This window comes from Arthrobacter sp. TE26545 (assembly GCF_056279005.1).
The window spans coordinates 3,177,216-3,200,644 of record NZ_JBWBQM010000001.1; the positions used below are offsets into that span (position 1 = coordinate 3,177,216).

The following is a 23,429-nucleotide window of genomic DNA, read 5'->3' on the forward strand; positions in this document are numbered from 1 at the left end:
TATTCCGCGTTTGGAACTGTGTGAAGCAACTGCGACGCCGGGGGCTGCGCGGCTACTCCGCGGCGCGCTTGAAGTCGCGGCGGACATTGGCGATGCCTTCGGGGCCCATTTCGAAGCCGTGCTCGCTGCCCGGGTTGATGACCAGGCCGATCTCGTCGCCGATGCTGTCCAGGATGGCCGAACCGTGCGTGGCCAGCACATTCGGTGCGGCCTCAAGGAAGTGGGAGTCCACGCGGCTGGGGTGGCTGAAGACCGCGAGCACCGGCTGGCCGTCCACGTTGGCCAGGACGAGTGGTTCCACGGCGGCGTCGGGTGCGTCCAGGGCGTCGGTGCTGAGGATGTAGACCTCGTTGTTGAGGAAGGACAGGATGACCTCGACGGGGTTGGCATCGGGCTGTCCGGCCTTCGCGAGGTTTTCCTCAAGCTCGGTCAGGGGGCTGTTGTCAATGGTTTCGGGCTGCTCGCTCATGTACCTAGCCGATCACATCGGGGGCCCACTGTCGAAATCGGCAAAGGCTGCCCAGTCGAGGACGGGCCCGAAAACACGAAATCGCCGGAACACTGCGGGGTCGCAGCGTTCCGGCGATTCGGCGAATCGTCCCTGACCGGGGCTATTTCTTGGCGGCAGCCTTCTTGGCCGGCGCCTTGCGCGTAGTGGTGGTGCGCTTGACCGGGCCCTTGGCTCGCTTTTCGGCGAGCAGCTCGATGGCCTTCTCGCGCGTCAGTTCCTCGAGCGAAGTTGCACGCGGCACGGTGATGTTCGTGACGCCGTCGGTGATGTACGGGCCGAAGCGGCCTTCCTTCACCACGATGTTCTTCTCAGACACGGGGTCCGGGCCGAACTCGGCCAGCGGCGGAACAGCGGCGCGCGCGCCGCGCTGCTTGGGCTGCGAGTAGATCTCCAACGCCTGTTCCAGGGTGATCGTGAAGATCTCCTCTTCGCTGCCGATCGAACGGGAGTCCGTGCCCTTCTTCAGGTACGGCCCGAAGCGCCCGTTCTGCACCGTGATCGGGGTGCCTTCGGCGTCAGCGCCCAGCACCCGGGGCAGGCTCATCAGGGCCAGGGCATCGTCCAGCGTGACCGTTTCCACGGTCATGGACTTGAACAGCGAACCCGTGCGCGGCTTGGCCTTGACGGGCTTCTTCGGCGGCTTCGGCTTGCCGTTCTTGTAGTACTCCACCGGGAGCGCGGCCAGCTGCTCGTCCGTCATTTCCGGGATGATCTCGGTGACGTAGGCGCCGTAGCGGCCGTTCTTGGCGACCACGGTGTGGCCGGTGTGCGGGTCGGCACCGAGCACGCGCTCTTCCGGGGCGGCGGTTTCCATCAGCTCGACGGCCTTGGCCGGGGTGAGCTCGTCCGGGGCGAGGTCTTCGGGAACGTTGGCCCGTGCAGACTCCACGATCTCGCCGGTCTTGGCGTCCACGGTGGGCACGGAGCTTTCCAGGTACGGGCCGAACTTGCCCACCCGAAGCGTGATGCCTTCGGCGATCGGCACGGAGTTGATGTCCCGCGCGTCGATCTCGCCCAGGTTGTTCACGATGCTCAGCAGCCCGGGATCGCTGTCCTCGCCATAGTAGAAGTGCTTGAGCCACGCGGCTCCCACCTGCTGGCCGTTGGCGATCTTGTCCAGGTCGCCTTCCATGTCGGCGGTGAATTCGTAGTCCACGTAGTCGGTGAAATGCCGTTCGAGCAGGCGGATCACCGAGAAGGCGATCCAGCTCGGTACCAGCGCGGAGCCCTGCTTCCGGACGTAGCCGCGGTCCTGGATGGTGGAAATCGTCGAGGCGTAGGTGGACGGGCGGCCGATGCCGCGCTTTTCCAGTTCAGCGGTGAGCGAGGCTTCCGTGTACCGCGGCGGCGGGGACGTTTCGTGCCCGACGGCGACAATTTCCGACGCCTTCAGGGCGTCGCCCTTCGCGACGTTCGGCAGGCGGCGGCCTTCGTCCGAGTCGTCGTCGCCACGGCTTTCGTCCTTGCCTTCTTCGTACGCGGCGAGAAAGCCGGGGAAGGTGATGACGGTACCGGAAGCCGAGAACTCGGCGTCGCGCCCGTCCGCGGACACCGCGCCGAGGCGGATGGTCGCCGTCGAACCCTTGGCGTCGGCCATCTGGGAGGCCACGGTGCGCTTCCAGATCAGCTCGTAAAGGCGGAATTCGTCCCCGCTGAGCTGGCCGGCCACCTGGGCCGGGGTGCGGAAGGAGTCGCCGGCGGGACGGATGGCCTCGTGGGCTTCCTGGGCGTTGGCGGCCTTGTTGGCGTAGACGCGGGCGCCCTGCGGAATGTATTCGGGCCCATACAGCTCGGAAGCCTGGCGGGCGGGCAGCGGTGACGGCTTCGTCGCTCAGTGCCGAGGAGTCGGTACGCATATAGGTGATGTAGCCGTTTTCATACAGGCGCTGGGCGATCTGCATGGTGCTCTTGGAGGAGAAGCGCAGCTTGCGGCCGGCTTCCTGCTGCAGCGTCGAGGTCGTGAACGGCGCTGCGGGGCGGCGCGTGTACGGCTTGGTGTCGACGGAGCGGACCTCGAAGGCCGCCTTCTCCAGCCCGGCGGCCAGGGACGCGGCGAGCTGCTCGTCAAGGTGCACTGCATTCGCGGAGACGAGGACGCCGTCGTCGTTGAAGTCACGGCCGCTGGCGACCTTGGCGCCGTCCACCGCTGCAAGCTTCGCTTTGAACGAAGAAGCGGAACCGCTGTCCGCGCCGAACTGGCCGGTGAGGTCCCAGTAGGAGGCGGACTTGAAGGCCATGCGTTCACGTTCGCGGTCCACCACCATGCGGGTCACCACGGACTGCACGCGGCCGGCGGAGAGGCCGCGGGCCACCTTGCGCCACAGCACGGGGGAAATCTCGTACCCGTAGAGCCGGTCCAGGATCCGCCGGGTTTCCTGGGCGTCCACCAGGGCCGTGTCCACGTCGCGCAGGTTGTCCATGGCGCGGTGGATGGCTTCCTTGGTGATTTCGCCGAAGGTCATCCGGTAGACCGGGACCTTGGGCTTAAGCACTTCCAGCAGGTGCCACGCGATGGCTTCGCCCTCGCGGTCCCCATCGGTTGCGAGGTAGAGCGCGTCGGCGTCTTTCAGCTGGGCCTTGAGCTCGGCAACCTTCTTCTTCTTGTCCGGAGACACCACGTAGTACGGCTTGAAGTCGTTTTCGATGTCCACGGCGAACTTGCCCACCGAGGTCTTCTTCAGTTCAGCAGGCAGGTCCGAAGGCTGCGGGAGGTCCCGGATGTGGCCGATGGAGGCCTCGACAACAAAGCCTTCGCCAAGGTACTTGGCAATGGTCTTGCTCTTGGCCGGCGACTCCACGATCACGAGTTTCTTGCCGGATTTTGCCTTGCTGGGCACGGTGCTCCTACGGAAAAAAGAATGGCTTGGGCTGGTGCCCATATTGGCCTAGTTCACCACAAATTGCAGAATCCTGCCTTTGCTAGGTGGATAAGCCGGGGCTCCGGTCGTCAGGGATCAGCGACCACATGGTGGCCATTCGCTCGGCGCCTGACGGAATGCTGGCAGGGTCGTCGAGTTCGTAGTCGCGCAGGATCTCGTCAATCCTGCTGTTGAGTTCGACCCGCTGTTCCATGGTCAGGTACAGGAGTTTGCTCGCCAGGATCATGGCCGCGGAGGAGTCGGAGGCCTCGCCCTTGGCACGCTGTTCGTTCCGGGTGCGCGAATAGGCCAGCGCACGGCGGCGGAACACGTCGAGTTCGAGATCGACGACGGCGAGTTCCGGGCTGGCGACGCTGCTGCCCGAGACAATGTTGAAGTCGGTTCCTGCCGCCTTCCAGCGGCGCTCCCGCGCGTCGCCGGTGGTTTCGGCGGGCACGACGATTCCCCACTTCTGCAGGGCGCGGAGGTGGTAGCTCATGGCGCTCGGGGTGAGGCCGGTCTGGGCCGCGAGCTCAGTGGCGGTACGGCTCAGCTGGGATTCGTACAGCTCGGAAATCACTTCGAGCCTGGCCGCGTGCGCAAGGGCACGGATGGCCTTGGGGTCGGTGATTTCGACCGTTTTTTCCGGGCGGCGCCGGCGTTTTGTTGGGACCTGTTCCGCGCTGGCCCCGTTCTCTTCATTCACCGGATCAGTGTAGCCGGAGCCGCTTTGCGTCCCGTCGTTCACCCGTGAGCTTGCTCCGCGGCTTCCCGTGCGGCTTCCTGTGCGGCTTCCTGCGCGGCTTCCTGCGCGGCCGCCGAATCCGCCGGCAGCAGGAAGCCGTCACGGACCAGGTTTCCCACTTCGGAGAGCAGGCCTGCGCGGAAGGCGTCTCCGTCGAAGTCTTCGCCTCCGCCCAGCAGCGCCGCCAGGGCGGCAATCAACTGCCGGACGGAGAGTTCGCCGTCGCAGGCCGAAACGAAACCGGCGAGCTCGGTGCTCAACAGGTTGGTCCGGCGCAGGCCCGCGCCCTGCCGCAGCAGGATGACGCCTGGATGTTCAGCCCCGGGCCGCTGGTGGCGTTCCTCCGTGACGTCCTCGGCGACCAGCAGGTGGGCGTCCTCCAGTGCGTGTCCGGCAAGCCAGTCACCGCGTTCGACGGCGGCTCCCAGATGGGGCCCGACCGGCTGCTCGATCGGGTAGGTGATTTCCTCGAAGCGCCGGATACCGTCCGAAGCCGGGGCTGGTCCCGCCGGCGCGTTCTTCGCAGGGCGGCGCAGCCAGATCATGCCGAAGCCGACCGCAGCGACGTCCCGCGATGCAAAGTCCGCGAGGTATGCGGCGTACGTTCCGCGGTACAGGCCCTTGTCCCGGCCTTCGGACGCGTCCTGCAGCCAGGTTTCCGCATACACCTCCGGCCCCACCTGCTCGCGCTGGATGAACCAGGCCTCGGTGTCCATTCCATCCAGCCAGGCGGCGGGCCTCTCGCTCCAGCCCGCACCCGTGGTGATCTCCCAATTGCCGAGCATCTGGGCCGTTCCCCCGGGAACGAGCACCTCCGGAAGCGCACGGACCAGCGAGGAGACGATCTGGTCCCCCGGCAGGCCGCCGTCGCGGTACGTGAACTGTTCCGAAGCCTCCTCGCCACTGCTGCGCGGAGTAATGACGAAGGGCGGGTTGGATACGACCAGGTCGAACTGCTCGCCTGCCACAGGATCCAGCAGGGAGCCCAGGCGCAGGCTGACCCGGTCCTCCGGGCTGTCCGGGTCCAGGCCCAGGGCCGCCGCGTTCAGGAGCAGGTTGAAGCGGGTGAAGGCCAGGGCCCGTTCCGAAATGTCGGTGGCCGTGACGTGCCTGCAATGTTCCAGAAGATGAAAGGTCTGGATGCCGCAACCGGTGCCGAGGTCCAGGGCGCGGGCCGCCGGGCGGCGGACGGTGCTCTGGACCAAGGTCGTTGAGGCCTGCCCGATGCCAAGCACATGGTCGTGCCGCAGGACCCCGGGCCGCTGGTGCGCCGCGAGGTCGCTGGCAACCCACAATTCGATGGTCCGGCCGTCCGCGGCATCCCAGCCGTAGGGGCGCAAATCAACCTTGGCTGCGACAGCACCGCCGTCGTGCAATTCTGCAAGTCCCAACTCGAGCAGTCCGGCCGTGCCGGTTCCCGGCAGGGCGGCGTCGACGTCTTCCGCGGACTGCGGAACTGCGAGCAGCCACAGCCGCACGACGACGGCGAGCGCCGTGGCAGCCTCCGGTTTGCCTTCCAGTGCGGCCGGCTCGGTGGCGAGCAGCGCCGGGACGAGCTGGTCCCGGCCGAGGGCGTCGTGGGCGGAGGCACCGAGGAGCTCCGCCACGCCGTCCAGGGTGAACCCCGCGGCGCGCAGATCCCCGGCCAGGGAGGTGAGTAGCTCCGGAAGGTCGCTCCGGGGCGCGTCAGGAGTATTGCCGGCGGTGAAATGCGTTGCGGAATCGGTCACCCTGAAAGTCTAGGCGGACGCTTCATGTGCCGATCGAGCGGTTCGCGGCTATGTGGAAAATGGCACCCTCCGGAAGCGGTAGCGTGGAAACATGGCTTTCCTTCCCTCCACAACCCGCGCCGCATCGCGTTGCGCGGCACTGGGCCTCATGGTCGCATCGGCGCTGGCGGTGGCTTCCTGCTCCGCGGCTCCTTCCATTGAGGACGCCGACGTTCCGGCCTGGAAGGCCAAGGTGCTGCCGTCCGCTGCCGGCGTTGTCATGGAGGACTCCGGCAAAATCCTCAAGCGCGAGCCCCTGGTCAAGTCCGCGGCTGTTCCTGCCGGCGACTACACCTTGACCGTGGCCTGCGACGGCGGCGGCAAGGCCTTCTTCGAGGTCTCCTCGGGCGGGCAGGACCTCACCGAAGCCGGCGCGGCCTGCAACGGCAGCTACGAAACCACGCGTGTGAAACTGCCGTCCGGAGGGACCGTGAAAATCACGACGAACAGCGTGGACGTGCCCCTTCTTTACGCGTACCAGCTGGTCCCGGCCAGGTAGCGTTCCTTCGGCTAGGCTCTCCCCATGGCTGTGTGGGGGCGGGCAATAGCGGTGGTGGCAGTATTGGGCGCCTTGACGGCGTGTGAGTATGCGGAGGACGGAGAGCCGCGGCCCGCCGCCCGGCCAAGTTCCTCGGCCGCGCAGCCGGATGTCTTTCCGGCACCGGCCACGCCGGATGCTGCGTGGCTGGCACGGATGGACCGGAGGACCGCGGAGGTGAACCGGCTGCTGGGAACCTCGGGCGACCTCGTATTCGGAATGGTCGGTGGCCTAGGCGACGGTCATTCGGCCGAGGCAACACAGGGAACCAGCGATGCCATCCCCGCCGGCGACTACGTTTTCAGAGTCGCATGCGCCGGCGACAAAGACATTCATTTCCAAAGACTCCGCAGCCGCAGCACTCCGGAAGGCTTCACCATTTCCTGCGGCAAGGTCACCGAAATCCGTCGTACGCTGCCGGGTGGGACGCTCACGGTCGAACTCGCCGGACTGAGACAAGGGACGGAAGCCGTCGGCGGCGTCCGGGTCGTCAAGGCTCCGGCCAAGGCTCCTCCCAATCCGTAGCCCCCGTCCGCAGTTCCCCGGCAGGGACAGCTCTGACGGCGCCGCACCTGCGGGCGTAAAGTCGGAACATGGGCCGGTACCGAGCCCTCAAGGTGCCCCGGAAACGGCGGCCGATTGCCGCCGTCGTGCTTTGCTGCGTGCTGGCGTCCGCCGGGCTGGCCGCCTGCGAATACAGCTACGACGACGGCCGCGAACCGCTGCCCGTGCGCCCCGCGCCGGTGATCACCGACCCGGTGCTGCCGAGGGACCCGGGGCTGGATTACACCGTCTCTGGGGAGGCGTTGAATGCGTGGGTGCTGGCGGTCCTGCCGGGCGAGAACGGCCAGACGTTCTTCACCAGCTATGGATTCCTGGGCTCGGGGGAATCCCGGATGGAACGGACAGGCCTGCTGCCGGCCGGAACGTATTCTGTCACCCTCGCGTGCCGGGGCGCGCGCCAGGCGTCCTACACCGTGCGGGACGTCAAGGACGCGGTCATCGAACTCACGATCAATTGCGGCCAGACCCGTGTGAACGTGATCGAACTGCCGAAATCCGCGGTGCTTGAAGTCACGGTCCAAGCCGTCCGGCGGGCGAACTTCGCCTACCGGGTGACCAGGATCTGAGCCGGTTCACGGGGCGGTTGGTCTCAGGATCTGCGCCGGTTCACGTGGCATCCGGTTTGGCGCGGTTCAGGCCGCGCAACCTTGCGGGCAGCGCAGGGTTTCCGGGCTGGCGGCACATTCGGCACAGTAGAGCGTGAGGTTGCGGCAGCTGGGGTTGGAACAGTTTTCGAACTTGTTGGTCGGGCCTTCACAGCGGACGCAGGCTCCGATGGTTTTCGCGTCCTCGCTGAACTCCACGTGCATCCGCTTGTCGAAGACGTAGAGCGATCCTTCCCACAGCCCCTGGTCCTTGAACTTTTCGCCGTAGCGGACGATTCCGCCGTCCAGCTGGTACACCTCCTTGAAGCCGCGGTTCACCATAAGGCTGGAGAGGACTTCGCAGCGGATGCCGCCGGTGCAGTAGGTGACGACGGGCTGGTCCTTGAGCTCGTCGTACTTTCCGGACTCAAGTTCCTTGATGAAATCGTGCGTGGTTGCCACATCCGGGACGATCGCGTCCTTGAACTTGCCGATCTGTGCCTCGAAGGCATTGCGGCCGTCGAAGAATTTCACCTCCTGGCCGGCGGCTTTCTTCTCCTCCAGCATGGCGTGCAGTTCTTCGGGCTTGAGGTGGACGCCTCCCCCGACCACACCGTTCCCATCGACCTTCAGCTCGCCGGGTGCGCCGAAAGAGACGATTTCGTCCCGCACTTTGACGCTGAGGCGCGGGAAGTCTTCCGCACCGCCATCGGACCACTTGAAGTCGATGTTCCGGAAGCCTTGGTACTCCCGGGTGGTCTTCACGTACTGCTTGACGTTGCCGATCTCACCGCCGACCGTGGCGTTGATTCCGTCCTTCGAGATCAGGATGCGCCCGGTCAACCCGAGCTTCTCGCAGAGTGCACGCTGCCACAGGCGCACGGCTTCCGGGTCCGCGATCGGAGTAAAGCCGTAGAAGAGCACGATTTTGTTCAAAGCCACGCAATTAAGGTTACCGGGGCGCGGCAAACCGGGGCTTCCGGGGGCTCCGAAGGCTCCTGAACCCCGCCGCGGGCCCGGACTGTCATGGCCCGGACTGTTAATGCAGCTGTTACTGCATCCCCCTGTTGCTTCCCGGCCCGCTGGGAATAGTCTCTCTACATGAGTCCAGACGCCTTGGTTGAAGACATCACGCATCTGCTGGAGGTCTGGGTGGCCGGTTGGGCCGGCTGCCGGGGCTACGAAACCCGCAAGGAAGGCCGGTTCCCTGCCGCACTGCGGGCTGACAAGACGGGCGACTGGGAATACTTCGCCCACAACCCTTCGGACGCGGAATTTGCCGAGCTGGCAGCCAGGACTTCAGAGGCTCCGACACGCATCCTGACTATCCTCAGCAATGACCTCGCCCGCTACACTTTCCTGGCCAACGAGCATCGCCTGAACATCACCTCCGGATCCCAGACCATGATGATCGTGGACATGGAGACCCAGGATGCCGAGGATCCCTGGCTCTCGGATGAGTCCTTGAAGCTCACGACCTCCCAGAACAAGGGCGTCCACTACGCCGAAGTCCGTGCAGGTGACGAGCTCGCCGCCAGCGGACGGGTGTGCGTCGTGGGCACCACAGCGGTCTTCGACAGGATCGTTACCGAGCCGGCTTTCCAGCGCCGCGGCCTGGGCAGCTTCATCATGAAGGCACTTGCCGCGCAGGCGTTCGAGCACGACGTCGAGAACGGGCTCCTGTTGGCTTCCCTGGACGGCCAGAAGCTTTACTCGCACCTCGGATGGCGGAGTATCAGCGGGGTCCTGATGCTTTCCACGTCTTCCGCCCAGGATGGCGACCTCTCAGTCGACTAACCTCCGCCTGGTCAGTGGACCCCGGGTCCAGCCCGTGAGCCTGCAATCCCCGCCGGTGACAGAATGATCTGGTGGACAACGCCGAATCCCTGATCTCCCTCCTGGGCCGTAGCCCGGATCCGGAGCAGCTTCGCCATGTCCACACGATTCCGGCCCGCAAGGCCGTCCACGAGCCGTGGCCGGGGTGGGTTCACCCGGACATCGTGGAAGCCTACGGTTCACTGGGCATCCACGAACCCTACCGGCATCAGATCGAAGCGGCCGGCCTCGCCCACTCGGGCGAACACGTGGTGATCGCCACGGGCACGGCATCCGGCAAGTCCCTCGCTTACCAGCTGCCCGCATTGGATGCGATCCACCGCTCGGAGCTGCGGGTACTGTCGGAACCCGGAAAGATCCACGACGACGGCGCCGTGGCCCTCTACCTGGCACCCACAAAGGCCCTGGCCGCCGACCAGCTCTCGGCGCTCCGTGCCCTCGGCCTGCCCACGGTCCGCGCGGAAAGCTACGACGGCGATACCGATGTTGCGGCCCGGCGCTGGATCCGTGACCACGCCAATTTCATCCTGGCCAACCCCGACATGCTGCACTTCGGAATCCTGCCGAACCACCAATGGTGGGCACGGTTCTTCCGCCGCCTCCGCTACGTGATCGTGGACGAGGCCCATAGCTACCGTGGCGTGTTCGGTTCCCATGTGGCCAACCTGATGCGCCGGCTGCGCCGCATCTGCGCATACTACGGGGCGGGTACCTCCTTCCCTGAACCGGTTTTCATCGCCGCCTCCGCCACCGCCTCCGACCCCGGGACGTCCTTTTCCCGGCTCATCGGGGCTCCGGTCCGCGAGGTGTCCCGGGACAGTTCCCCGCACGGGGCCACCACCGTGGCGCTGTGGGAACCTTCCCTGACCGAGCTCAAAGGCGAAAACGGTGCCCGGACCCGGCGGACGGCTGTGGCGGAAACGGCTGACATCATGGCCAACCTCGTGTCTTCGAGGGTCCGGACCATTGCCTTCATCAAGTCCCGCCGCGGAGCCGAGAGCATCTCGTCCATTACCAAGAGGCTGCTGGACGAGGTGGATCCCGGGCTTCCCCGGCGGGTGGCGGCATACCGTTCCGGATACCTTCCCGAGGAGCGCCGCGCCCTCGAGAAGGCGCTGCGCAGCGGAGAACTCCTGGGAGTATCCAGTACTTCGGCCCTTGAGCTCGGAATCGACATTTCCGGGCTCGACGCCGTGCTCGTCGCCGGGTGGCCCGGAACCCGGGCATCCCTGTTCCAACAGATCGGCCGGGCGGGGCGCGCAGGCCAGGACGCCATCGCGGCATTCGTGGCCAGTGACGACCCCCTGGACACGTACCTGGTCAACCATCCCGAGGCGATCTTCGATGTCTCGGTAGAGGCCACGGTGTTCGACCCCGGCAATCCCTACGTGCTTGGACCCCACCTCTGCGCCGCCGCAGCCGAGTTGCCCATCGGGAGCACCGAGCACAGCCTCTTCGGCCCCACGGCCGAGGCCCTGCTTGGCCAGCTCGTCACCCAGGGCTACCTTCGGAGGCGCCCTGCGGGCTGGTTCTGGACACATCCCGAGAGCGCTGCCGGCATGGTGAACCTGCGCAGTGACGGCGGCGGCCCGGTGAGCATCGTGGACGCGGATTCCGGAACCCTTCTGGGAACCATGGACTCGCCCCAAACCCACTACCAGGCGCACGCCGGGGCGATCTATGTGCATCAGGGCGACAGTTACCTGGTTGAGGAGCTGAACGAGCAGGACCACTGCGTGGTGGTACGGCGGACGAATCCGGATTACTACACCACCGCCCGTGATGTAACCCAGATCGAAGTGCTGCAGACGCTGCGGACCATGGAATGGGGCGACATTGCCGTCTACTTCGGTGAAGTGAAAGTGACGACTCAAGTGGTCTCCTTTCAACGGAAGGCTTTGGTTTCCAATGAGGTGCTGGGCGAGGAACCGCTGGATCTGGGCGCTCGGGATCTCTTCACCAAAGCGGTCTGGTTTGTGGTGCACGGCCGTTCGCTCCGGGACGCCGGCTTGATCGAGGCCCAGTTCCCGGGGGCGCTGCATGCCGCAGAACACGCCGCGATCGGGCTCCTTCCACTTGTGGCGTCCAGCGACCGGTGGGACATCGGGGGCGTCTCGACCGCGCTCCATGCCGACACCGGGGTGCCGACCATCTTCGTGTACGACGGCCATCCAGGCGGGGCCGGCTTCGCCGAACGCGGCTACGAAAAGGCCCGTGTCTGGCTGACCGCCACACGAGATGCAATCAAGGCCTGCGAATGTGAAAGCGGTTGTCCCTCGTGTGTCCAGTCCCCCAAATGCGGGAACAAGAACAATCCGCTGGACAAGGCCGCCGCCGTGACCCTCCTTGACGTGCTACTCAAGGACGCGGTTTAGGGACGGGTGGCTCTCCGGGCCGGGGACCGATTGAAGCACCGGGTCCCGAAGCGGCCCGTGCCTGTGGTCTAGACGTGCCGCCACCCTAGAGCACAGGCTAGGGTGGCGGTCCAGCCCTTGAACGGCCGGTCGCACTCCCCAGGTACGACTCCTGCAACAGCCGGGTGCGGACCTCCACGATTCCCCCGCCGACAAGCAAGCAAGAGGTCAACGAGGCGTTGTTCTGGAGCGCCGTCTCCGCCGCTACAGTGCAGGGGTCCCCTGGCTTGAGGCCCCGCGCCGCGTCCGCCGCGGCGAGCGCAGCCAGGTCCGCAGCCGCCGCAGCCCTTTGCGCGTGCACGCCGGCCTGGGTCAGGAGGAGCGCGGCCGCCAGGAGAGTGATCACAAGGAGCCCCAAACCGGCGGCGAGAATGGTCCCCGAACCGAGCTCCGAGAAGCGCCGACCAGCGCGTCCCGGCCCGGTGCCAGGAGCAGGGTACGTCATGCCACGGCCCCGCCGGACCACAGTGGGATGGGTCCGCCGTCCCCCTGCCAACCACCGTCCTCGCTTGGCACGGCCTCCCCAAGGACGAGGAAATCCACGGTTCCCTCCAAGCCGGGGTTGCGCAGGTGCGGAGCAGCCGTCCGGTTGGGCATTTCGGTCCGGGCCGAGGCCTTCGCCGTGAGGGTCCACGGAATCACGGCCCCTAACGGACCCCCGACCCGGGCCGACACCGTCACGTCCAGCCACTCCCCTTGCGTTGAAACAGCCGCCGTGGCGGTGTCGCCGGCCAGGCGCCGGGCGATGCTTTCCACCGTTGCGGTTCCTTCGCCGCGGGCCAGCGCACGCGCACCCGCCCTCGCCGCCTCCTCGATCCGGAGCTGGGTGATCCCCGCAGCCGCCCCGGCCAGCAGCATGGCGAGAAGGAGGAGTACCGCGGGCAGGGCGACGGCGAACTCGGCCGTGACCGCCCCTCGTTCCTCACCCGGGCCGGAAAGCCGCCGATTCCTTGGGCGGCGGGCTTTGGCCGCCGCCCAAGGAAACTGCAGGCCGGCCATTGCGTAGCCGGGGCGCGGGCTCATGGCAGGGCGAGCGCCGTGCGGATGAGGTTCAACAGGAAGCTCCTGACTTCCTCGCTCCGAAGAAGGACCACCAGGACGCCGGCAAAGCCGACGGCGGCCAGCGTTGCGATCGCGTACTCCGCTGTGGCCATCCCGAGCTCCGATCCCATGGTCCGGGCCCGGCGCTTGCTCCGGGGAGGACCGCCGGCATGATGCGGCGAGCCCGGGAACAGTTCCACCACAGCTGCGAGACCGTGTTCTTCGGCGACGGGCCGGGCGGCTCGGTTCCCCTCCAGCTCGCCGTGGTCCAGGACCCCGCCGGCATCGCCACTGGGATCACCCTCGTCGCGGCTCAGGCGACTGCGCGGATCGGTAGAGGGGCGGGTAACGGTTTGGACTTTCATTGCGTTTCCTTTCTATGTGCCAGGCGGGGTTGCCGGCTGCTTCCGACTCTTCCCTGGGCGTCTTTCTGCGGTAAGAAGGGGCTTTCCGTAAGTGGAAAACTCCTTCGGCTTTTCCTTGTGGAGGAAAACTGGCGGAACCCTTCAGGTGCCCGACGGGAGCATGGCGAGGAGAACCGGAACCACGCCAAGGCAGATGAAGGCCGGGAGTGAACACAGGCCCAGGGGAACCACGAGCTTCACGCCCAAGGCCGCGGCCCGGCGTTCGGCGGAGCGGAATTCCTCCCGGCGCAAACGGGCGGCCTGGGCGTAGAGGACAGCGGACGAGGGCGCGCCGGTGAGGGCGGCGAAGGCAAGCGAATCACGCAGCCGGAGCGCCGCAGGGTTCTGGACAGCGGAACTTCGCCAAGCCGTTTCCCAATCAGCTCCGATGGCCAATGCGGCGACCACCGGCCGCAGGGACTCCCGGATCGTAGGAGCGGAGCAGGAAGCGAGCAGTTCCAATGCCCGGCCGAGTCCGGCTCCGGAGTCGAGGGCGGCCGCGGCGAGTTCGAGCATGATCGCTGTGCTCTCCAGGCCCGTGTATCCCCGGCCGCCGCTGGCGGTTCCACCCAGGCCACCGTCCCGGCCACCGCGCCTGGCAAGAAGGCGCGGCGTAAACACGCGCCGCCCAAACACAGGCCGCCCGAGCACGCTGCCGCCGGCCAGGGCGGTGTCCCGCGCCCCTGACCTTGGTTCTGTGCGCGGACTTGCGCCTGCCAGCGGGCTTCCCAGCTGCCGGACAACTGCCCGACGCCGGAGCCTCCCCGAGTTGGGAAAGGCCAGGACCGCCGCAAGAAACAGGGCGGCGGAGACTATGGCAGCCGGCAGTAGCCCGCCCATCAGCTTCCCCCAAGTAAGGTGTCGTGGTCCCCCGTCGCCGCCCGGACCAACCGCACCGACCACATCCGCCCCGCCACGGTCAGGATGATCCCCGCGCCGAGCGCAGCAAGGCCGAATGGGTTTCCAAGCAGGATCCCGAGTGGGTCGACGCCCAGCACGGTGCCGAGGCCGAGTCCGAACAGGGGAAGCCAGCTCAGCAGGCGGACCGTGGCTTTCGGGCCGGCAAGAGCCGTCTGCCGGGCGGCCTCGGCGTCGTCTTCGGCTTCCAGGTGTGCTGCATAGCGGCCGAGGATATCCGCAAGCGGACAGCCGCTCGCTTCGGCGACGTCCAGGCAATCCGCGAGTTCGCCCCAGATCCGTTGCTCCCTTGCCCGGAGCCGGGACGATGCAGAGGCCGTCCGGATGGCCGCGGCAGCCGAAACGCCGAGCATTGAGGCGGAACGGGCGGCGGAGAGAACGGCGACGGAGTCATCCGAAAGACCTTGGCCGGCGTCACGGATTCGGCCCTCCCGCGCGTCTGCCGATCGGCCGTGCACGGTCCAGACCTCGTCCCAAAGCCGGGACGCGGAACGCCCGCCGCGCAACAGCGCGGCCAACTGCTGGACCAGTACCGCCAACGGCAGGTCCGCTTCCTTCTTCCGCCGGCGCCAACGCCAGGCCGCACTCGGCCTGTCCCTGCCCATCACCCTGCCCATCCGGCGGCCGGGCCCGGGCAGGTGGCCGATGGCCAGCCAGGCGGCGGAAGCAAGCACCATGAGCAGCAGGATGGTCATGCCGCCGACTCCAGCCCAGGGACCGGCGCCAGCCCAGGTACCGGCTCCAGCCCCGTCGTCCCGGACCCTGCCACGCGTTCCACGACTGCAAGCCCCAGCCGCCCGGCGAGTTCCGGCCACGCCGGGCCGGCCGTCATCGCTCCGTTGCGCATCGCCAGCGCCGGCACCACTGCCTGGCCCGCGGGCGTCTCCAGCAACACCCCTATGCAGCCGACACTCCTGCCGGCCGGGGTCCGCTCCACGTGGACAACCACATCCAACGCGCTGGCTACCTGGAGCCTGACGGCTTCCTGGCTGAGCCCGGCCAAGGCGCCGAGGGCAACGATGCGGGCGGGAACGGCGGAGGCGGTGTTGGCATGGATGGTGCCGCCGCCCCCGGTGTGGCCGGTGTTGAGGGCGGTCAGCAGCTCCCTGACCTCCGCACCGCGGCATTCGCCGACGATAAGGCGGTCAGGCCGCATGCGCAGGGCCTGCCGGACCAATTCGCCGAGGTCCAGGACGCCTCCGCCTTCAAGGTTCCCGTGCCGGGATTCCAAGGAAACGACGTGCGGGTGCACAGGGTTCAGCTCCGCGGCGTCCTCGATGAGGACGAGCCTCTCTCCGGCGGCGCAAAGACCCAACAAGGTGGAGAGCAGCGTGGTCTTGCCCGATCCCGTGGCCCCGCTGATGAGGAAGCTCAGCCGCCGCTCCACTATGGCTTCGAGGACCCGCTGCGTCCCGGTATCGAACATGCCACCGGCCCGCAGTTCGTCCATGGTGAAGACGTCCTCCCGTCTGATCCGCACGGAGAGCAAAGTGCCAGCCGTGGAAATCGGCGGCAGCACGGCGTGCACCCGGTACCCGCCTTTGAGCCGGACATCCACGCACGGGGAGCCGTCGTCGAGCCGCCGCCCGCCAGCCGACACGAGCCGCGAGGCCAGCGCACGGATCTGTTCTTCGCCGTCGAAACGGACAGCGGAAGGCTCCAGTCCTTTCCCGCGGTCGAACCATACGGCGTCGGGACCGTTGACGAAGATGTCGGTAACCGACGGATCACGGACGAGCTGCTGGAGCGGGCCCAGTCCGTTGAGCTCGGCGCTGATGGTGTCGACGGCGGCGAGGGCACCCGCGGTGCCCAGCAAACGGCCGGTGGCGTGGACCGCGGCAGCCACCCGCGACGGGGTGACGGGACCGGCGTCGGACATCACTGTTTCCCGCACACTCTCAAGAAGCGCGGCGTCGAGCCGCCGGTCCCGGCGGAGGCGCTCGCCCCGGCGTTCCTGGGTCATGCTGCACCGTCCTCGAGGAGCTCGAGCACTGGTGCGGCGAAGCGCCGCACCGACCGTCGCTTGCCGAGGTCCAGCAGCCGGCCCGTCTCGGCGGCGGCCGCGGTTCCCCGCAGTTCAGGCAGCACCGCATGCAGCCGCAAGCCAAGGGATTCGGCGATGACGCTTCCGTCTAGGGCGCTGCCCTTGCCACCACGCACCACCAGCGCCGCCTCCACCGGCGGGAGGTCCTGGAGGAGCCTGGCCGCGGCGACGGCTGCGCGCAGTTGTGCCGGTGAGACCACGAGGATGCGGTCGCAATCCCAGGCGAAGCCGCGCAGGGGTTCCGTTCCGCGGCCGATGTCGACGACGACGAGTTCGAAGGCGCGCCGTGCGGCATCCATGACCGCAGCCACGGCAAGGGCGTCGGGCTGGGCGGCCTTGTCCCTCCTGCCCGGCCAGGACAAGAAGGCGAAGCCACCGGCCGTGGGTAGGGAACCGGCAAGCTGCTCGGGATCGATGCTGCCTTTGGCGTCGGCAAGGTCCGGCCAGCGGAGCCCTGGATTGTCCTCGGCGGCCAGGCTCAGTTCCAGTCCGCCGCCGCGGGGGTCACCGTCGATGAGGAGGGTCCGGACTCCATGTGCAGCCGCCTCCTGGGCCAGCCAGATGGCCGCCGTCGAGGCCCCCGCCCCACCGCACGCCCCGGTGAGCCCGAGGACCAGCCCTCCCGGTTCCGGTGCCTGGGACCTGCTGAGATGTTCGGCGAGCCAGGCGGCCCCCTCGGGCAGGACCGCGACGCGTTCCGCCCCCAGAGCGGCGGCCAGCTGCCACAGGTTGTCGCCTTCGACGGCAAGCCCGAGCAGGACGGCGGGAGCCCGACGCCGGGGTGGGAGTTCCCGGATATCGCTGCCGAGCAGGACCATCCCGGCTGAGTCCCAGAGCAGCAAGGCTTCTTCCGCACTGGCCGCCGTCCGCAGTTCTGCCCCGAGGGCCGCGACGATCCTTTCGGTTTCGGCTTGGAGCCTTGGGCTGCTTGTTACCAGCAGGACATCGGTCCCCTCGGCAGGCAGCCAGGGCGGCTCCGTGGAATCGCCTTGGTATTCCCTCCGCGCGCCCCGGCGTTTGCCGGCAGCCCCGGCAGCCGGCAAACCGCCGGCCGCCCGCGAAGGGTCCACCTGATACGCGCCCGAACCATTCCCGTCCTGGATGTGCTGCCTGCTCATGAAGCCACTGTCCGCAGGACGAAGCCGTGCCGGAAGCACGGCAGCGTCCTATGTGGACAAGTTCCCGGAAGCAGTCCTGTAGGGGACAAGTGACGATCGGCCCCGGAACGCAGGGCAAAATTGTCATCATGTATCTGCTGCTCGCCGCCCACCCGCAGGGGGCAGCCATCCAGGAAACAAACGCCGGGGGAACCCCGCTTTCCGAACCGCGGCCCATCGGCAAAACGGAACTCCCCGCCGTCGTGCGCGAACTGGAAGCGGGGCGGCCGCGCTGGATCTGGAACCGAACCCAGGACTGGTACCCGGACCTGCTCGCCTCCGAGGTGCGCTTGGAGCGCTGCCACGACCTCAGCCTGTGCCGCACGATCCTCGCCTTCTCCGAGTTCACCGCGCACACCGAATATGCGCGGAGCGCCGCCCAGCCCGCCGTCGACGAGGAAAGCGGCGTGTTGAAGGCCTTCGCTCCGCCCCCGCCGCCGTCGACCCAGGAAGCATTGTTCGAGGCACCTGCCGCGCAGGGCCAGGCGCCGGGGCTGGAGGAGATCCGGGCGGAGTTTGCCGCGCAGCAGCTGGCCGTGAAGAGCGTGGCGGACGGTCAGCGGCAGCGGCTCCAGCTGCTCCTCGCGGCAGAGTCGGCCGGCGCGATGATCGCCGCGGAAATGCAGCACAGAGGTGTGCCCTGGCGCGAGTCGCTCCACGAGGACATCCTGCGCCGGCACCTCGGCCCCCGGCCGGCACCCGGCCACCGCCCGGCCGTCCTGGAGGCGTTGTGCACCGAACTTCGGCGGCTCCTCAACTCCCCGAAGCTGAACCCCGATTCCCCGCAGGAACTGATCCGCGCCCTGCACCGCAACGGCATCGAAGTCAGCTCGACCAGGCAGTGGGAGCTCAAGGAATCCACGCATCCGGCGATCGGGCCGCTCCTGGAGTACAAGAAGCTTTCCCGCCTGTTCACGGCAAACGGCTGGGCCTGGTTGGACGCCTGGGTCAGCGGTGGCCGATTCCGGCCCGAGTATGTGGTGGGCGGGGTGGTTTCCGGGCGCTGGGCTTCCCGCGGCGGCGGGGCGCTGCAGATCCCGAAACAGATACGCGGAGCCGTGCACGCGGATCCGGGGCACAAGCTGATCGTCGCCGACGCCGCGCAGCTCGAACCCCGCGTCCTCGCCGCCCTCGCACAGGACCCGCGCCTGGCAGAGGCCGCGCGCGGCAAGGACCTGTACGCCGGCATCGCGGCCCAGGGCTTCGGCGGCGACCGTTCCAAAGCCAAGATCGCGATGCTCGGCGCGATGTACGGCGCCACCACGGGTGAGTCCGGCCGCCTTATGCCCCAGCTCACCCGCACCTACCCGCGGGCGGTTGGCTATGTGGAGCAGGCGGCGCGCGACGGCGAAGCGGGCCGAACGGTGACTTCCCGCCTCGGGCGCAGCAGTCCGCCGCCCTCGGAGCGGTGGTTGCGCAGCCAGCGTTCGACGACGGCGGAAGAGCAGCGCCGCGCCGACACCATCGCCCGCTCGCGCGGCCGCTTCACACGGAATTTCGTGGTCCAGGGTTCCGCCGCGGACTGGGCGTCCTGCTGGCTGGCGGAACTGCGACGGCGGCTCCGGACCCTGGGAGCGGACGGTTCGCCGAGCGGCGAGCTCGTCTTCTTCCTGCACGACGAAGTGATGGTCCATGCCCCGGAGGAAGCCGTCCCGGCTTGTGTCCGGGCGGTCGAGGAAGCGGCGGCCGCCGCAACGGAGCTGCTGTTCGGGACGGTTCCCTTGGAATTCCCGGTGAGCGTCGCCGTCGTCGACTCCTACGACCAGGCCAAGTAGACGGCCCCTTGTTCCGGCCTGACGGCCGGAGGACGATGGGCCCGTGGGAAAGAAAGCCCAAAAGGCGCTGGAAGGTTACGTGGCCGCCCAGCTCAACGAACTGGACAACGCCTTGCCTTTGCTTGCCTCCACGGACCACGAAGCCGTCCACCGCTGCCGCCTCGCTATCCGCCGGCTTCGCTCCGTCCTCGCTTGCTACCGCGGCCTGGTCACGAAGTTGCCGAAGCCCCTCCGCAAGGACGTCAGGTGGCTGGCGACGTCCCTGGGCGAAGCCCGTGATGCGCACGTCCTGGCACAAAGGATGCGGCTGTCCATCGACGCGCAGGAGTCCTGGGAGTCCCCGGAAGCGCTTTACAGCTCGGTCGGGATGCTCGACTCCGCCGCCGGACGGGCCGCCGCCAGGCTCGGCCGGGGAAAGCGGAGCCGCCGCGTAGTCCACTCGGTCCGGGCCTCCGTGGCTTCGGGGCAGGCGCCCAAGGTCCGGAAGACGGCGCTGGCCTCCCGCCTTCAGGAGCAATGGGACCGCATGCGCGAAAACCTGGCCGGCGACTCCGCCTCTGCTGACCCGGCCGCCCGCAACACCGCGCTCCACGAGGCCCGAAAGGACATCAAGCGGCTGCGCTACGCCGCGGAAGCCGTCACCGAGGTGTTCGGCCCCGACGCCGCAGCGATCATCCAGCCGGCAATCACCCTGCAGCGGCTGCTTGGGGAACAGCACGACGCCGTTGTTGCCGGCGAATGGCTTGCTTCCTTGGAGGATGAGCCGGGTGTCGATGCACGGGACGTTCAGGTCCTGGTGGATGTGGAGCTGCGCCGGAAGATCCACGCCGAGGAGGAATTCAGCCTCGCCGCCTTCGAGTATCCGGTTCCTGCGCCGCGGCGGGCCTTGAACTTCCACGCGGCGTCCCCGGGCACGGGGCCCGTAACGTAGCCCCCGCACGCAAGCGGACGCCAGTCAAAAGACTCGATAAGACCCGGTCCATGACGCCGAAGGTAAGCTACGCCACAGTAACTTTCGGGCACGGCTGACACTCGCTAGCCTCAAGGGACGCGGACCGCTGGAACCGGCCGCAGGGGGCATTCATCGATCATTCAGGGGGACAGCAGCGTGGCTGGACGATTCGAAATTCTCAGGGGCAACGACGGCACATACCGTTTCAGGCTCACGGCAGCGGACGGCACCCTGGTGGCCGAGTCGCCGCAGTTCAAACAACTGAGCGCGGCCGTCGCAGGAATCAACGCCGTCCGCGAAAACGCCGCGACGGCCCTCATCGTCGACTGCACGAAGTAGGGGCTCACAGCCGGATCTGGTGCATCCGCTCCTCGTCCCACGGAATGGTCCAGCCCAGGGCATCGAACAGGCCGTTGAGTACCATTGCTGTGAAACCCCAGACGACGACGCCGTTCACCAGGAAGACGGGGCTGGTGAAGGTCCGTCCGCCGCGGCTAAGGCTGCCTGTGTAACGGTTGACCGGGTCCAGCAGGTCCCGGACTGGAACCCGGAACACCTGGGCGGATTCGGCATGGTCGACCACCCGGACCGGCGACGGCGACGCCCACCACGCCAGCACCGGCGTCACCACGAAATTGCTGCGGCTCAGCCCGACGTCCGGCATCGTACCGAGCACCTGCACTCCGCCGACATCGAGGCCGGTTTCCTCGACAGCTTCGCGGAGGGCCGCCGCAACCACCGATTCGTCCCCGGGATCGATGCTCCCGCCAGGGAACGCCACCTGCCCGGGATGCTCGCCCAGGGTGTGGGCGCGTTCCAGGAGAAGCACGTCAAGGTCGGCGGGCACCACGTCCTTGGAGGACTCCGCCGGAACGTCGTCGAGCACTCCGAAGAGCATGAGTACCGCGGCTTTCCGGGCCAGCCCCGCATCGACTTCGCCGACGGCGATGCGCGGATCGAACGCCGGGTGGTCTCCCGATTCGATCCTGGACGCCAGGTACAGCAGGTCCCCGAGCGCCGTCATTTGCGTGCCCTCCTCAGCTCCAGCTGGGACTCCATGCGGATCTCGGCGGCCCGGGCGGTCTCGGCCAGCAGCTTTTCGAGCAAGGCCTCCTGGCCCGGCGCGAGCTCGTACTTGAGCAGCTTGGCAGCCTTCACCGGGTCAGTCTCGCCAGCGCCGTAGCTGGGGCACCAGTTCGCCACCGGGCAGGCGCCGCAGGCGGGCCGCCGGGCATGGCAGATCCTGCGCCCGTGGAAGACCACACGGTGTGACAGCATCGTCCAGTCCTTGGGTTCGAACAGTTCCGCGACGTCGAACTCGATCTTCACGGGATCCTCGGAGTCCGTCCACCCGAATCTGCGGGCGAGCCGGCCGAAATGGGTGTCCACCGTGATGCCGGGGACGCCGAACGCATTTCCAAGCACGACGTTCGCCGTCTTGCGCCCGACGCCGGGAAGCGTCACCAGGTCTTCCAGCCTGCCGGGCACCTCGCCGTCGAACTCGTCCACCAGACGGGTGCTCAGGGCCAGCACGTTCTTCGCCTTGGCCCGGTAGAAGCCCGTCGGCTGCAGGATGGCCTCCAGCTCTGCAGGTTCCGCTTCCGCCATCGCCCGGGCGTCCGGGTACCTGGCGAAGAGGATCTTGGTGACCTGGTTGACCAGTACATCGGTGGTCTGCGCCGAGAGCACCGTGGCGATGACCAGTTCAAACGGGTTCCGGAAATCCAGTTCCGCATGTGCATACGGGTATTTCTCCGCGAGTTCCTTGTTGATCCTGCGGGCGCGGCGCTTGCGGGCGAGGGGGGTTTCGGCGGTGGCGGGCACGGCGGTCCTGTTCAGCCGCGTTCGACATGGCTGAGGTCGCGCAGGACTCCGAGCCTTCCGTCGGTGTTCTGGACCAGGAATTCCTCGCCCCGGTCTTCGAGCGCGAGCACCCAGCCACCCGGTTCGATCGTGAAGGCCGGGGCACCGCTGTGCTCGTCCACGGCAACGCGCGGCTGGGGCACTGCGAACCAGAAGGCCTCGTAGGCCTGTTCCTGGGTTTCCTCGGGACGGCTTGCCGGATCAACTGTGGCGCCGATGGGCTCTACCGGGCGGGCTGCCTGGGGGTAGGCGGCCGTTTCCGGGGCACGATCCGGGGCACGATCCGGGGCCCGGTCGACAACGGGGTGGGCCATCGTTGCCGGCATATCCTTCCCGGCAGCCGCGGGTGCCTGGGGCGTCTGGGCGGCCGTGGATGCCTGAGGCTCCGGGGCAGCCCTGGGTGCCTGAGGCTCCGGGCCAGCCGCCGGGGTACCGCCCTCGGGGGCTTCAGTTCTGGTTTCCTCGGGGGCAACGGAGGCCGGGGGCGCAGCAGAAGCGGCCGGCGTCGGGACCACCGCGAAGGGACCGCCCGCGGCAGGTGCACCGGCTACAGGACCGGCTGCAGCCGGGACAACGGCGGGACCGGCTGCCTTTTGGGCGGGCTTCGGCGCAGCAGGCTTCCGGAAGGGCGCGACGGCGTCGCGCGCCACCAGATGGGCGGTTGACTCGGCACGGTCCTTGAAATCGTCGCGCAGGAGCGGGATGTGCGGGGCGAGGACAGTGGCGGCGAGCAAGGCGAGCGCCCCGACCAGGCCCAGCAGCAGGTAGCCGCTGAAGGCCCCGGCAACGCTCAGGAAGTAGAGGGCAACCGCGAAGGAGGCCACCACGGAAGCAAACTGGTCAACGGAGAGCGAACCGATCCGCAACGGATTCTGCGGCTGCAGACGCCGGGCCACGAACAGCGCGGTCACCACCAGGGGCAGCACGATGCCTAGGCCCAGGAAGAAGAGGTTGCTGAGGCCCCAGAGGTTGTACGGACCGAACATCGGAAGCAATGAAGCCACGAACAGGAGCAGCGCCGAGGCGAAAACAAGGAGGTCGCGCACCGTGAACGGACCCGCCACCGCCGTGGCCCGGCCGGCCTGCGCTGGAGCGGCCTGCACGGAAGCACCGGCCTGCACGGGGGCGGCCGTCTGCGCTGCGGCAGCCGTCTGCGCGGAAGCACCGGCCTGCACTGCGGCAGGGGCGCCTGCGGCAGGGTCCTGTGCGGCACCGGGAGCCGGAGCCCCTTGCTTCGCCGCACCGTTTTCGGGGGCGGGGTTCATCTGGTTCATGACAAGTTCTCCTTTGCACTGCAGTGCCGGTCCGGCGGTGTCCCGGCCGCTCGCGACGGCACGGGCCGGACACGCGGCTGAGCCGGCGGTCGACGCCCCGGAACCCTTTCAGCCTATGCCACGGCCCTGACAGCCCCTAGCCGCTCGGCGCTAAATCCCCACCGCTCACGGCCACAATGTGA

The 23,429-nt window shown here is 67.8% G+C and carries 22 protein-coding genes and 1 pseudogene; 8 read left to right on the forward strand and 15 right to left on the reverse strand.

Going from position 1 to position 23,429, the window contains the following annotated elements; all coding sequences use genetic code 11:
- Positions 1-52: 52 nt before the first annotated feature.
- The 4 genes and pseudogenes from ACZ9CK_RS14415 to ACZ9CK_RS14430 all read right to left on the reverse strand — a co-directional run bounded on the left by ACZ9CK_RS14415 (position 53) and on the right by ACZ9CK_RS14430 (position 5,844).
- Entirely contained in the window at positions 53-469 is a 417-nt protein-coding gene (locus tag ACZ9CK_RS14415) for an SseB family protein (RefSeq protein ID WP_476050277.1), read from the reverse strand.
- 142 nt (positions 470-611) lie between these two features.
- Positions 612-3,348: pseudogene (gene topA, locus ACZ9CK_RS14420) on the reverse strand (type I DNA topoisomerase).
- Positions 3,349-3,430: 82 nt separating this feature from the next.
- Positions 3,431-4,075: an ArsR/SmtB family transcription factor gene (locus ACZ9CK_RS14425; protein WP_426299602.1), complete on the reverse strand. Its 645-nt coding sequence runs from the start codon at positions 4,073-4,075 to the stop codon at positions 3,431-3,433.
- A gap of 38 nt (positions 4,076-4,113) precedes the next feature.
- Positions 4,114-5,844 (reverse strand): DUF7059 domain-containing protein, encoded by a 1,731-nt coding sequence (locus ACZ9CK_RS14430; protein WP_476050278.1) that lies wholly within the window; start codon positions 5,842-5,844, stop codon positions 4,114-4,116.
- A gap of 91 nt (positions 5,845-5,935) precedes the next feature.
- Between ACZ9CK_RS14430 and ACZ9CK_RS14435 the strand changes: the two genes are divergently transcribed.
- The 3 genes from ACZ9CK_RS14435 (at position 5,936) to ACZ9CK_RS14445 (ending at position 7,551) form a co-directional block, all read left to right on the forward strand.
- On the forward strand, positions 5,936-6,382 hold the full coding sequence (locus tag ACZ9CK_RS14435) for a hypothetical protein (RefSeq protein ID WP_476050279.1): 447 nt from the start codon (positions 5,936-5,938) through the stop codon (positions 6,380-6,382).
- A 24-nt stretch (positions 6,383-6,406) separates the two neighbouring features.
- Complete coding sequence (locus ACZ9CK_RS14440) at positions 6,407-6,946, forward strand: hypothetical protein (RefSeq protein ID WP_426299608.1); 540 nt, start codon at positions 6,407-6,409, stop codon at positions 6,944-6,946.
- 68 nt (positions 6,947-7,014) lie between these two features.
- Complete coding sequence (locus ACZ9CK_RS14445; protein ID WP_426299610.1) at positions 7,015-7,551, forward strand: hypothetical protein; 537 nt, start codon at positions 7,015-7,017, stop codon at positions 7,549-7,551.
- 66 nt (positions 7,552-7,617) lie between these two features.
- On the opposite strand, the gene trhO is transcribed toward ACZ9CK_RS14445, so the two are convergent.
- The gene (trhO, locus tag ACZ9CK_RS14450) at positions 7,618-8,511 is read right to left on the reverse strand and encodes an oxygen-dependent tRNA uridine(34) hydroxylase TrhO (RefSeq protein ID WP_426299612.1); all 894 of its coding nucleotides are present in this window, start codon (positions 8,509-8,511) and stop codon (positions 7,618-7,620) included.
- Positions 8,512-8,670: 159 nt separating this feature from the next.
- Here trhO and ACZ9CK_RS14455 point away from each other — a divergent pair, with 159 nt between their 5' ends.
- A complete protein-coding gene (locus ACZ9CK_RS14455; RefSeq protein ID WP_476050280.1) occupies positions 8,671-9,366 on the forward strand; it encodes a GNAT family N-acetyltransferase in 696 nt (231 codons plus the stop codon).
- Positions 9,367-9,437: 71 nt separating this feature from the next.
- The gene (locus tag ACZ9CK_RS14460) at positions 9,438-11,780 is read left to right on the forward strand and encodes a DEAD/DEAH box helicase (RefSeq protein WP_476050281.1); all 2,343 of its coding nucleotides are present in this window, start codon (positions 9,438-9,440) and stop codon (positions 11,778-11,780) included.
- A 97-nt stretch (positions 11,781-11,877) separates the two neighbouring features.
- On the opposite strand, the gene ACZ9CK_RS14465 is transcribed toward ACZ9CK_RS14460, so the two are convergent.
- The 7 genes from ACZ9CK_RS14465 to ssd all read right to left on the reverse strand — a co-directional run bounded on the left by ACZ9CK_RS14465 (position 11,878) and on the right by ssd (position 17,344).
- Complete coding sequence (locus ACZ9CK_RS14465) at positions 11,878-12,264, reverse strand: Rv3654c family TadE-like protein (protein ID WP_476050282.1); 387 nt, start codon at positions 12,262-12,264, stop codon at positions 11,878-11,880.
- Positions 12,261-12,842: a TadE family type IV pilus minor pilin gene (locus ACZ9CK_RS14470; RefSeq protein WP_476050283.1), complete on the reverse strand. Its 582-nt coding sequence runs from the start codon at positions 12,840-12,842 to the stop codon at positions 12,261-12,263. Before ACZ9CK_RS14470 ends, ACZ9CK_RS14465 begins: the two co-directional genes overlap by 4 nt.
- Positions 12,839-13,225, reverse strand: a complete 387-nt coding sequence (locus ACZ9CK_RS14475) for a DUF4244 domain-containing protein (protein WP_476050284.1) — start codon at positions 13,223-13,225, stop codon at positions 12,839-12,841. Before ACZ9CK_RS14475 ends, ACZ9CK_RS14470 begins: the two co-directional genes overlap by 4 nt.
- Before the next feature lie 141 nt (positions 13,226-13,366).
- The gene (locus ACZ9CK_RS14480; RefSeq protein ID WP_426303504.1) at positions 13,367-13,837 is read right to left on the reverse strand and encodes a type II secretion system F family protein; all 471 of its coding nucleotides are present in this window, start codon (positions 13,835-13,837) and stop codon (positions 13,367-13,369) included.
- 266 nt (positions 13,838-14,103) lie between these two features.
- The gene (locus tag ACZ9CK_RS14485) at positions 14,104-14,877 is read right to left on the reverse strand and encodes a type II secretion system F family protein (protein ID WP_426299624.1); all 774 of its coding nucleotides are present in this window, start codon (positions 14,875-14,877) and stop codon (positions 14,104-14,106) included.
- Positions 14,874-16,145 carry a TadA family conjugal transfer-associated ATPase gene (locus ACZ9CK_RS14490; protein ID WP_476050285.1) on the reverse strand — a complete coding sequence of 424 codons (1,272 nt, stop codon included), beginning with the start codon at positions 16,143-16,145 and terminating at the stop codon, positions 14,874-14,876. The genes ACZ9CK_RS14485 and ACZ9CK_RS14490 overlap by 4 nt, the downstream gene beginning before the upstream one ends.
- Complete coding sequence (gene ssd / locus ACZ9CK_RS14495; RefSeq protein ID WP_476050286.1) at positions 16,142-17,344, reverse strand: septum site-determining protein Ssd; 1,203 nt, start codon at positions 17,342-17,344, stop codon at positions 16,142-16,144. The genes ACZ9CK_RS14490 and ssd overlap by 4 nt, the downstream gene beginning before the upstream one ends.
- Before the next feature lie 128 nt (positions 17,345-17,472).
- Here ssd and ACZ9CK_RS14500 point away from each other — a divergent pair, with 128 nt between their 5' ends.
- From ACZ9CK_RS14500 to ACZ9CK_RS14510, 3 genes are all read left to right on the forward strand, one after another.
- A complete protein-coding gene (locus tag ACZ9CK_RS14500) occupies positions 17,473-19,158 on the forward strand; it encodes a bifunctional 3'-5' exonuclease/DNA polymerase (RefSeq protein ID WP_476050909.1) in 1,686 nt (561 codons plus the stop codon).
- A 43-nt stretch (positions 19,159-19,201) separates the two neighbouring features.
- Complete coding sequence (locus ACZ9CK_RS14505) at positions 19,202-20,089, forward strand: CHAD domain-containing protein (protein WP_476050287.1); 888 nt, start codon at positions 19,202-19,204, stop codon at positions 20,087-20,089.
- Positions 20,090-20,266: 177 nt separating this feature from the next.
- The gene (locus ACZ9CK_RS14510; protein ID WP_426299632.1) at positions 20,267-20,449 is read left to right on the forward strand and encodes a YegP family protein; all 183 of its coding nucleotides are present in this window, start codon (positions 20,267-20,269) and stop codon (positions 20,447-20,449) included.
- A 4-nt stretch (positions 20,450-20,453) separates the two neighbouring features.
- Here ACZ9CK_RS14510 and ACZ9CK_RS14515 read toward each other — a convergent pair whose 3' ends face one another.
- Genes ACZ9CK_RS14515 through ACZ9CK_RS14525 form a run of 3 tightly spaced genes read right to left on the reverse strand, consistent with a single transcriptional unit; the run spans position 20,454 to position 23,247 of the window.
- The gene (locus ACZ9CK_RS14515) at positions 20,454-21,134 is read right to left on the reverse strand and encodes an NUDIX hydrolase (protein WP_476050288.1); all 681 of its coding nucleotides are present in this window, start codon (positions 21,132-21,134) and stop codon (positions 20,454-20,456) included.
- Complete coding sequence (nth, locus tag ACZ9CK_RS14520; RefSeq protein WP_476050289.1) at positions 21,131-21,934, reverse strand: endonuclease III; 804 nt, start codon at positions 21,932-21,934, stop codon at positions 21,131-21,133. The genes ACZ9CK_RS14515 and nth overlap by 4 nt, the downstream gene beginning before the upstream one ends.
- Positions 21,935-21,945: 11 nt before the next feature.
- Positions 21,946-23,247, reverse strand: coding sequence for a hypothetical protein (locus ACZ9CK_RS14525; RefSeq protein ID WP_476050290.1), 1,302 nt, complete (start codon positions 23,245-23,247; stop codon positions 21,946-21,948).
- Positions 23,248-23,429 lie beyond the last annotated feature (182 nt).

What these genes read in the sequence shown, in the direction of transcription:
- ACZ9CK_RS14415 (WP_476050277.1), bottom strand. Translation starts at nt 469, where the DNA reads ATGAGCGAGCAGCCCGAAACCATTGACAACAGCCCCCTGACCGAGCTT.
- ACZ9CK_RS14435 (WP_476050279.1), top strand. Translation starts at nt 5,936, where the DNA reads ATGGCTTTCCTTCCCTCCACAACCCGCGCCGCATCGCGTTGCGCGGCA.
- ACZ9CK_RS14440 (WP_426299608.1), top strand. Translation starts at nt 6,407, where the DNA reads ATGGCTGTGTGGGGGCGGGCAATAGCGGTGGTGGCAGTATTGGGCGCC.
- ACZ9CK_RS14445 (WP_426299610.1), top strand. Translation starts at nt 7,015, where the DNA reads ATGGGCCGGTACCGAGCCCTCAAGGTGCCCCGGAAACGGCGGCCGATT.
- ACZ9CK_RS14455 (WP_476050280.1), top strand. Translation starts at nt 8,671, where the DNA reads ATGAGTCCAGACGCCTTGGTTGAAGACATCACGCATCTGCTGGAGGTC.
- ACZ9CK_RS14465 (WP_476050282.1), bottom strand. Translation starts at nt 12,264, where the DNA reads ATGACGTACCCTGCTCCTGGCACCGGGCCGGGACGCGCTGGTCGGCGC.
- ACZ9CK_RS14470 (WP_476050283.1), bottom strand. Translation starts at nt 12,842, where the DNA reads ATGAGCCCGCGCCCCGGCTACGCAATGGCCGGCCTGCAGTTTCCTTGG.
- ACZ9CK_RS14475 (WP_476050284.1), bottom strand. Translation starts at nt 13,225, where the DNA reads ATGAAAGTCCAAACCGTTACCCGCCCCTCTACCGATCCGCGCAGTCGC.
- ACZ9CK_RS14485 (WP_426299624.1), bottom strand. Translation starts at nt 14,877, where the DNA reads ATGACCATCCTGCTGCTCATGGTGCTTGCTTCCGCCGCCTGGCTGGCC.
- ACZ9CK_RS14490 (WP_476050285.1), bottom strand. Translation starts at nt 16,145, where the DNA reads ATGACCCAGGAACGCCGGGGCGAGCGCCTCCGCCGGGACCGGCGGCTC.
- ssd (WP_476050286.1), bottom strand. Translation starts at nt 17,344, where the DNA reads ATGAGCAGGCAGCACATCCAGGACGGGAATGGTTCGGGCGCGTATCAG.
- ACZ9CK_RS14500 (WP_476050909.1), top strand. Translation starts at nt 17,473, where the DNA reads ATGTATCTGCTGCTCGCCGCCCACCCGCAGGGGGCAGCCATCCAGGAA.
- ACZ9CK_RS14515 (WP_476050288.1), bottom strand. Translation starts at nt 21,134, where the DNA reads ATGACGGCGCTCGGGGACCTGCTGTACCTGGCGTCCAGGATCGAATCG.
- ACZ9CK_RS14525 (WP_476050290.1), bottom strand. Translation starts at nt 23,247, where the DNA reads ATGAACCAGATGAACCCCGCCCCCGAAAACGGTGCGGCGAAGCAAGGG.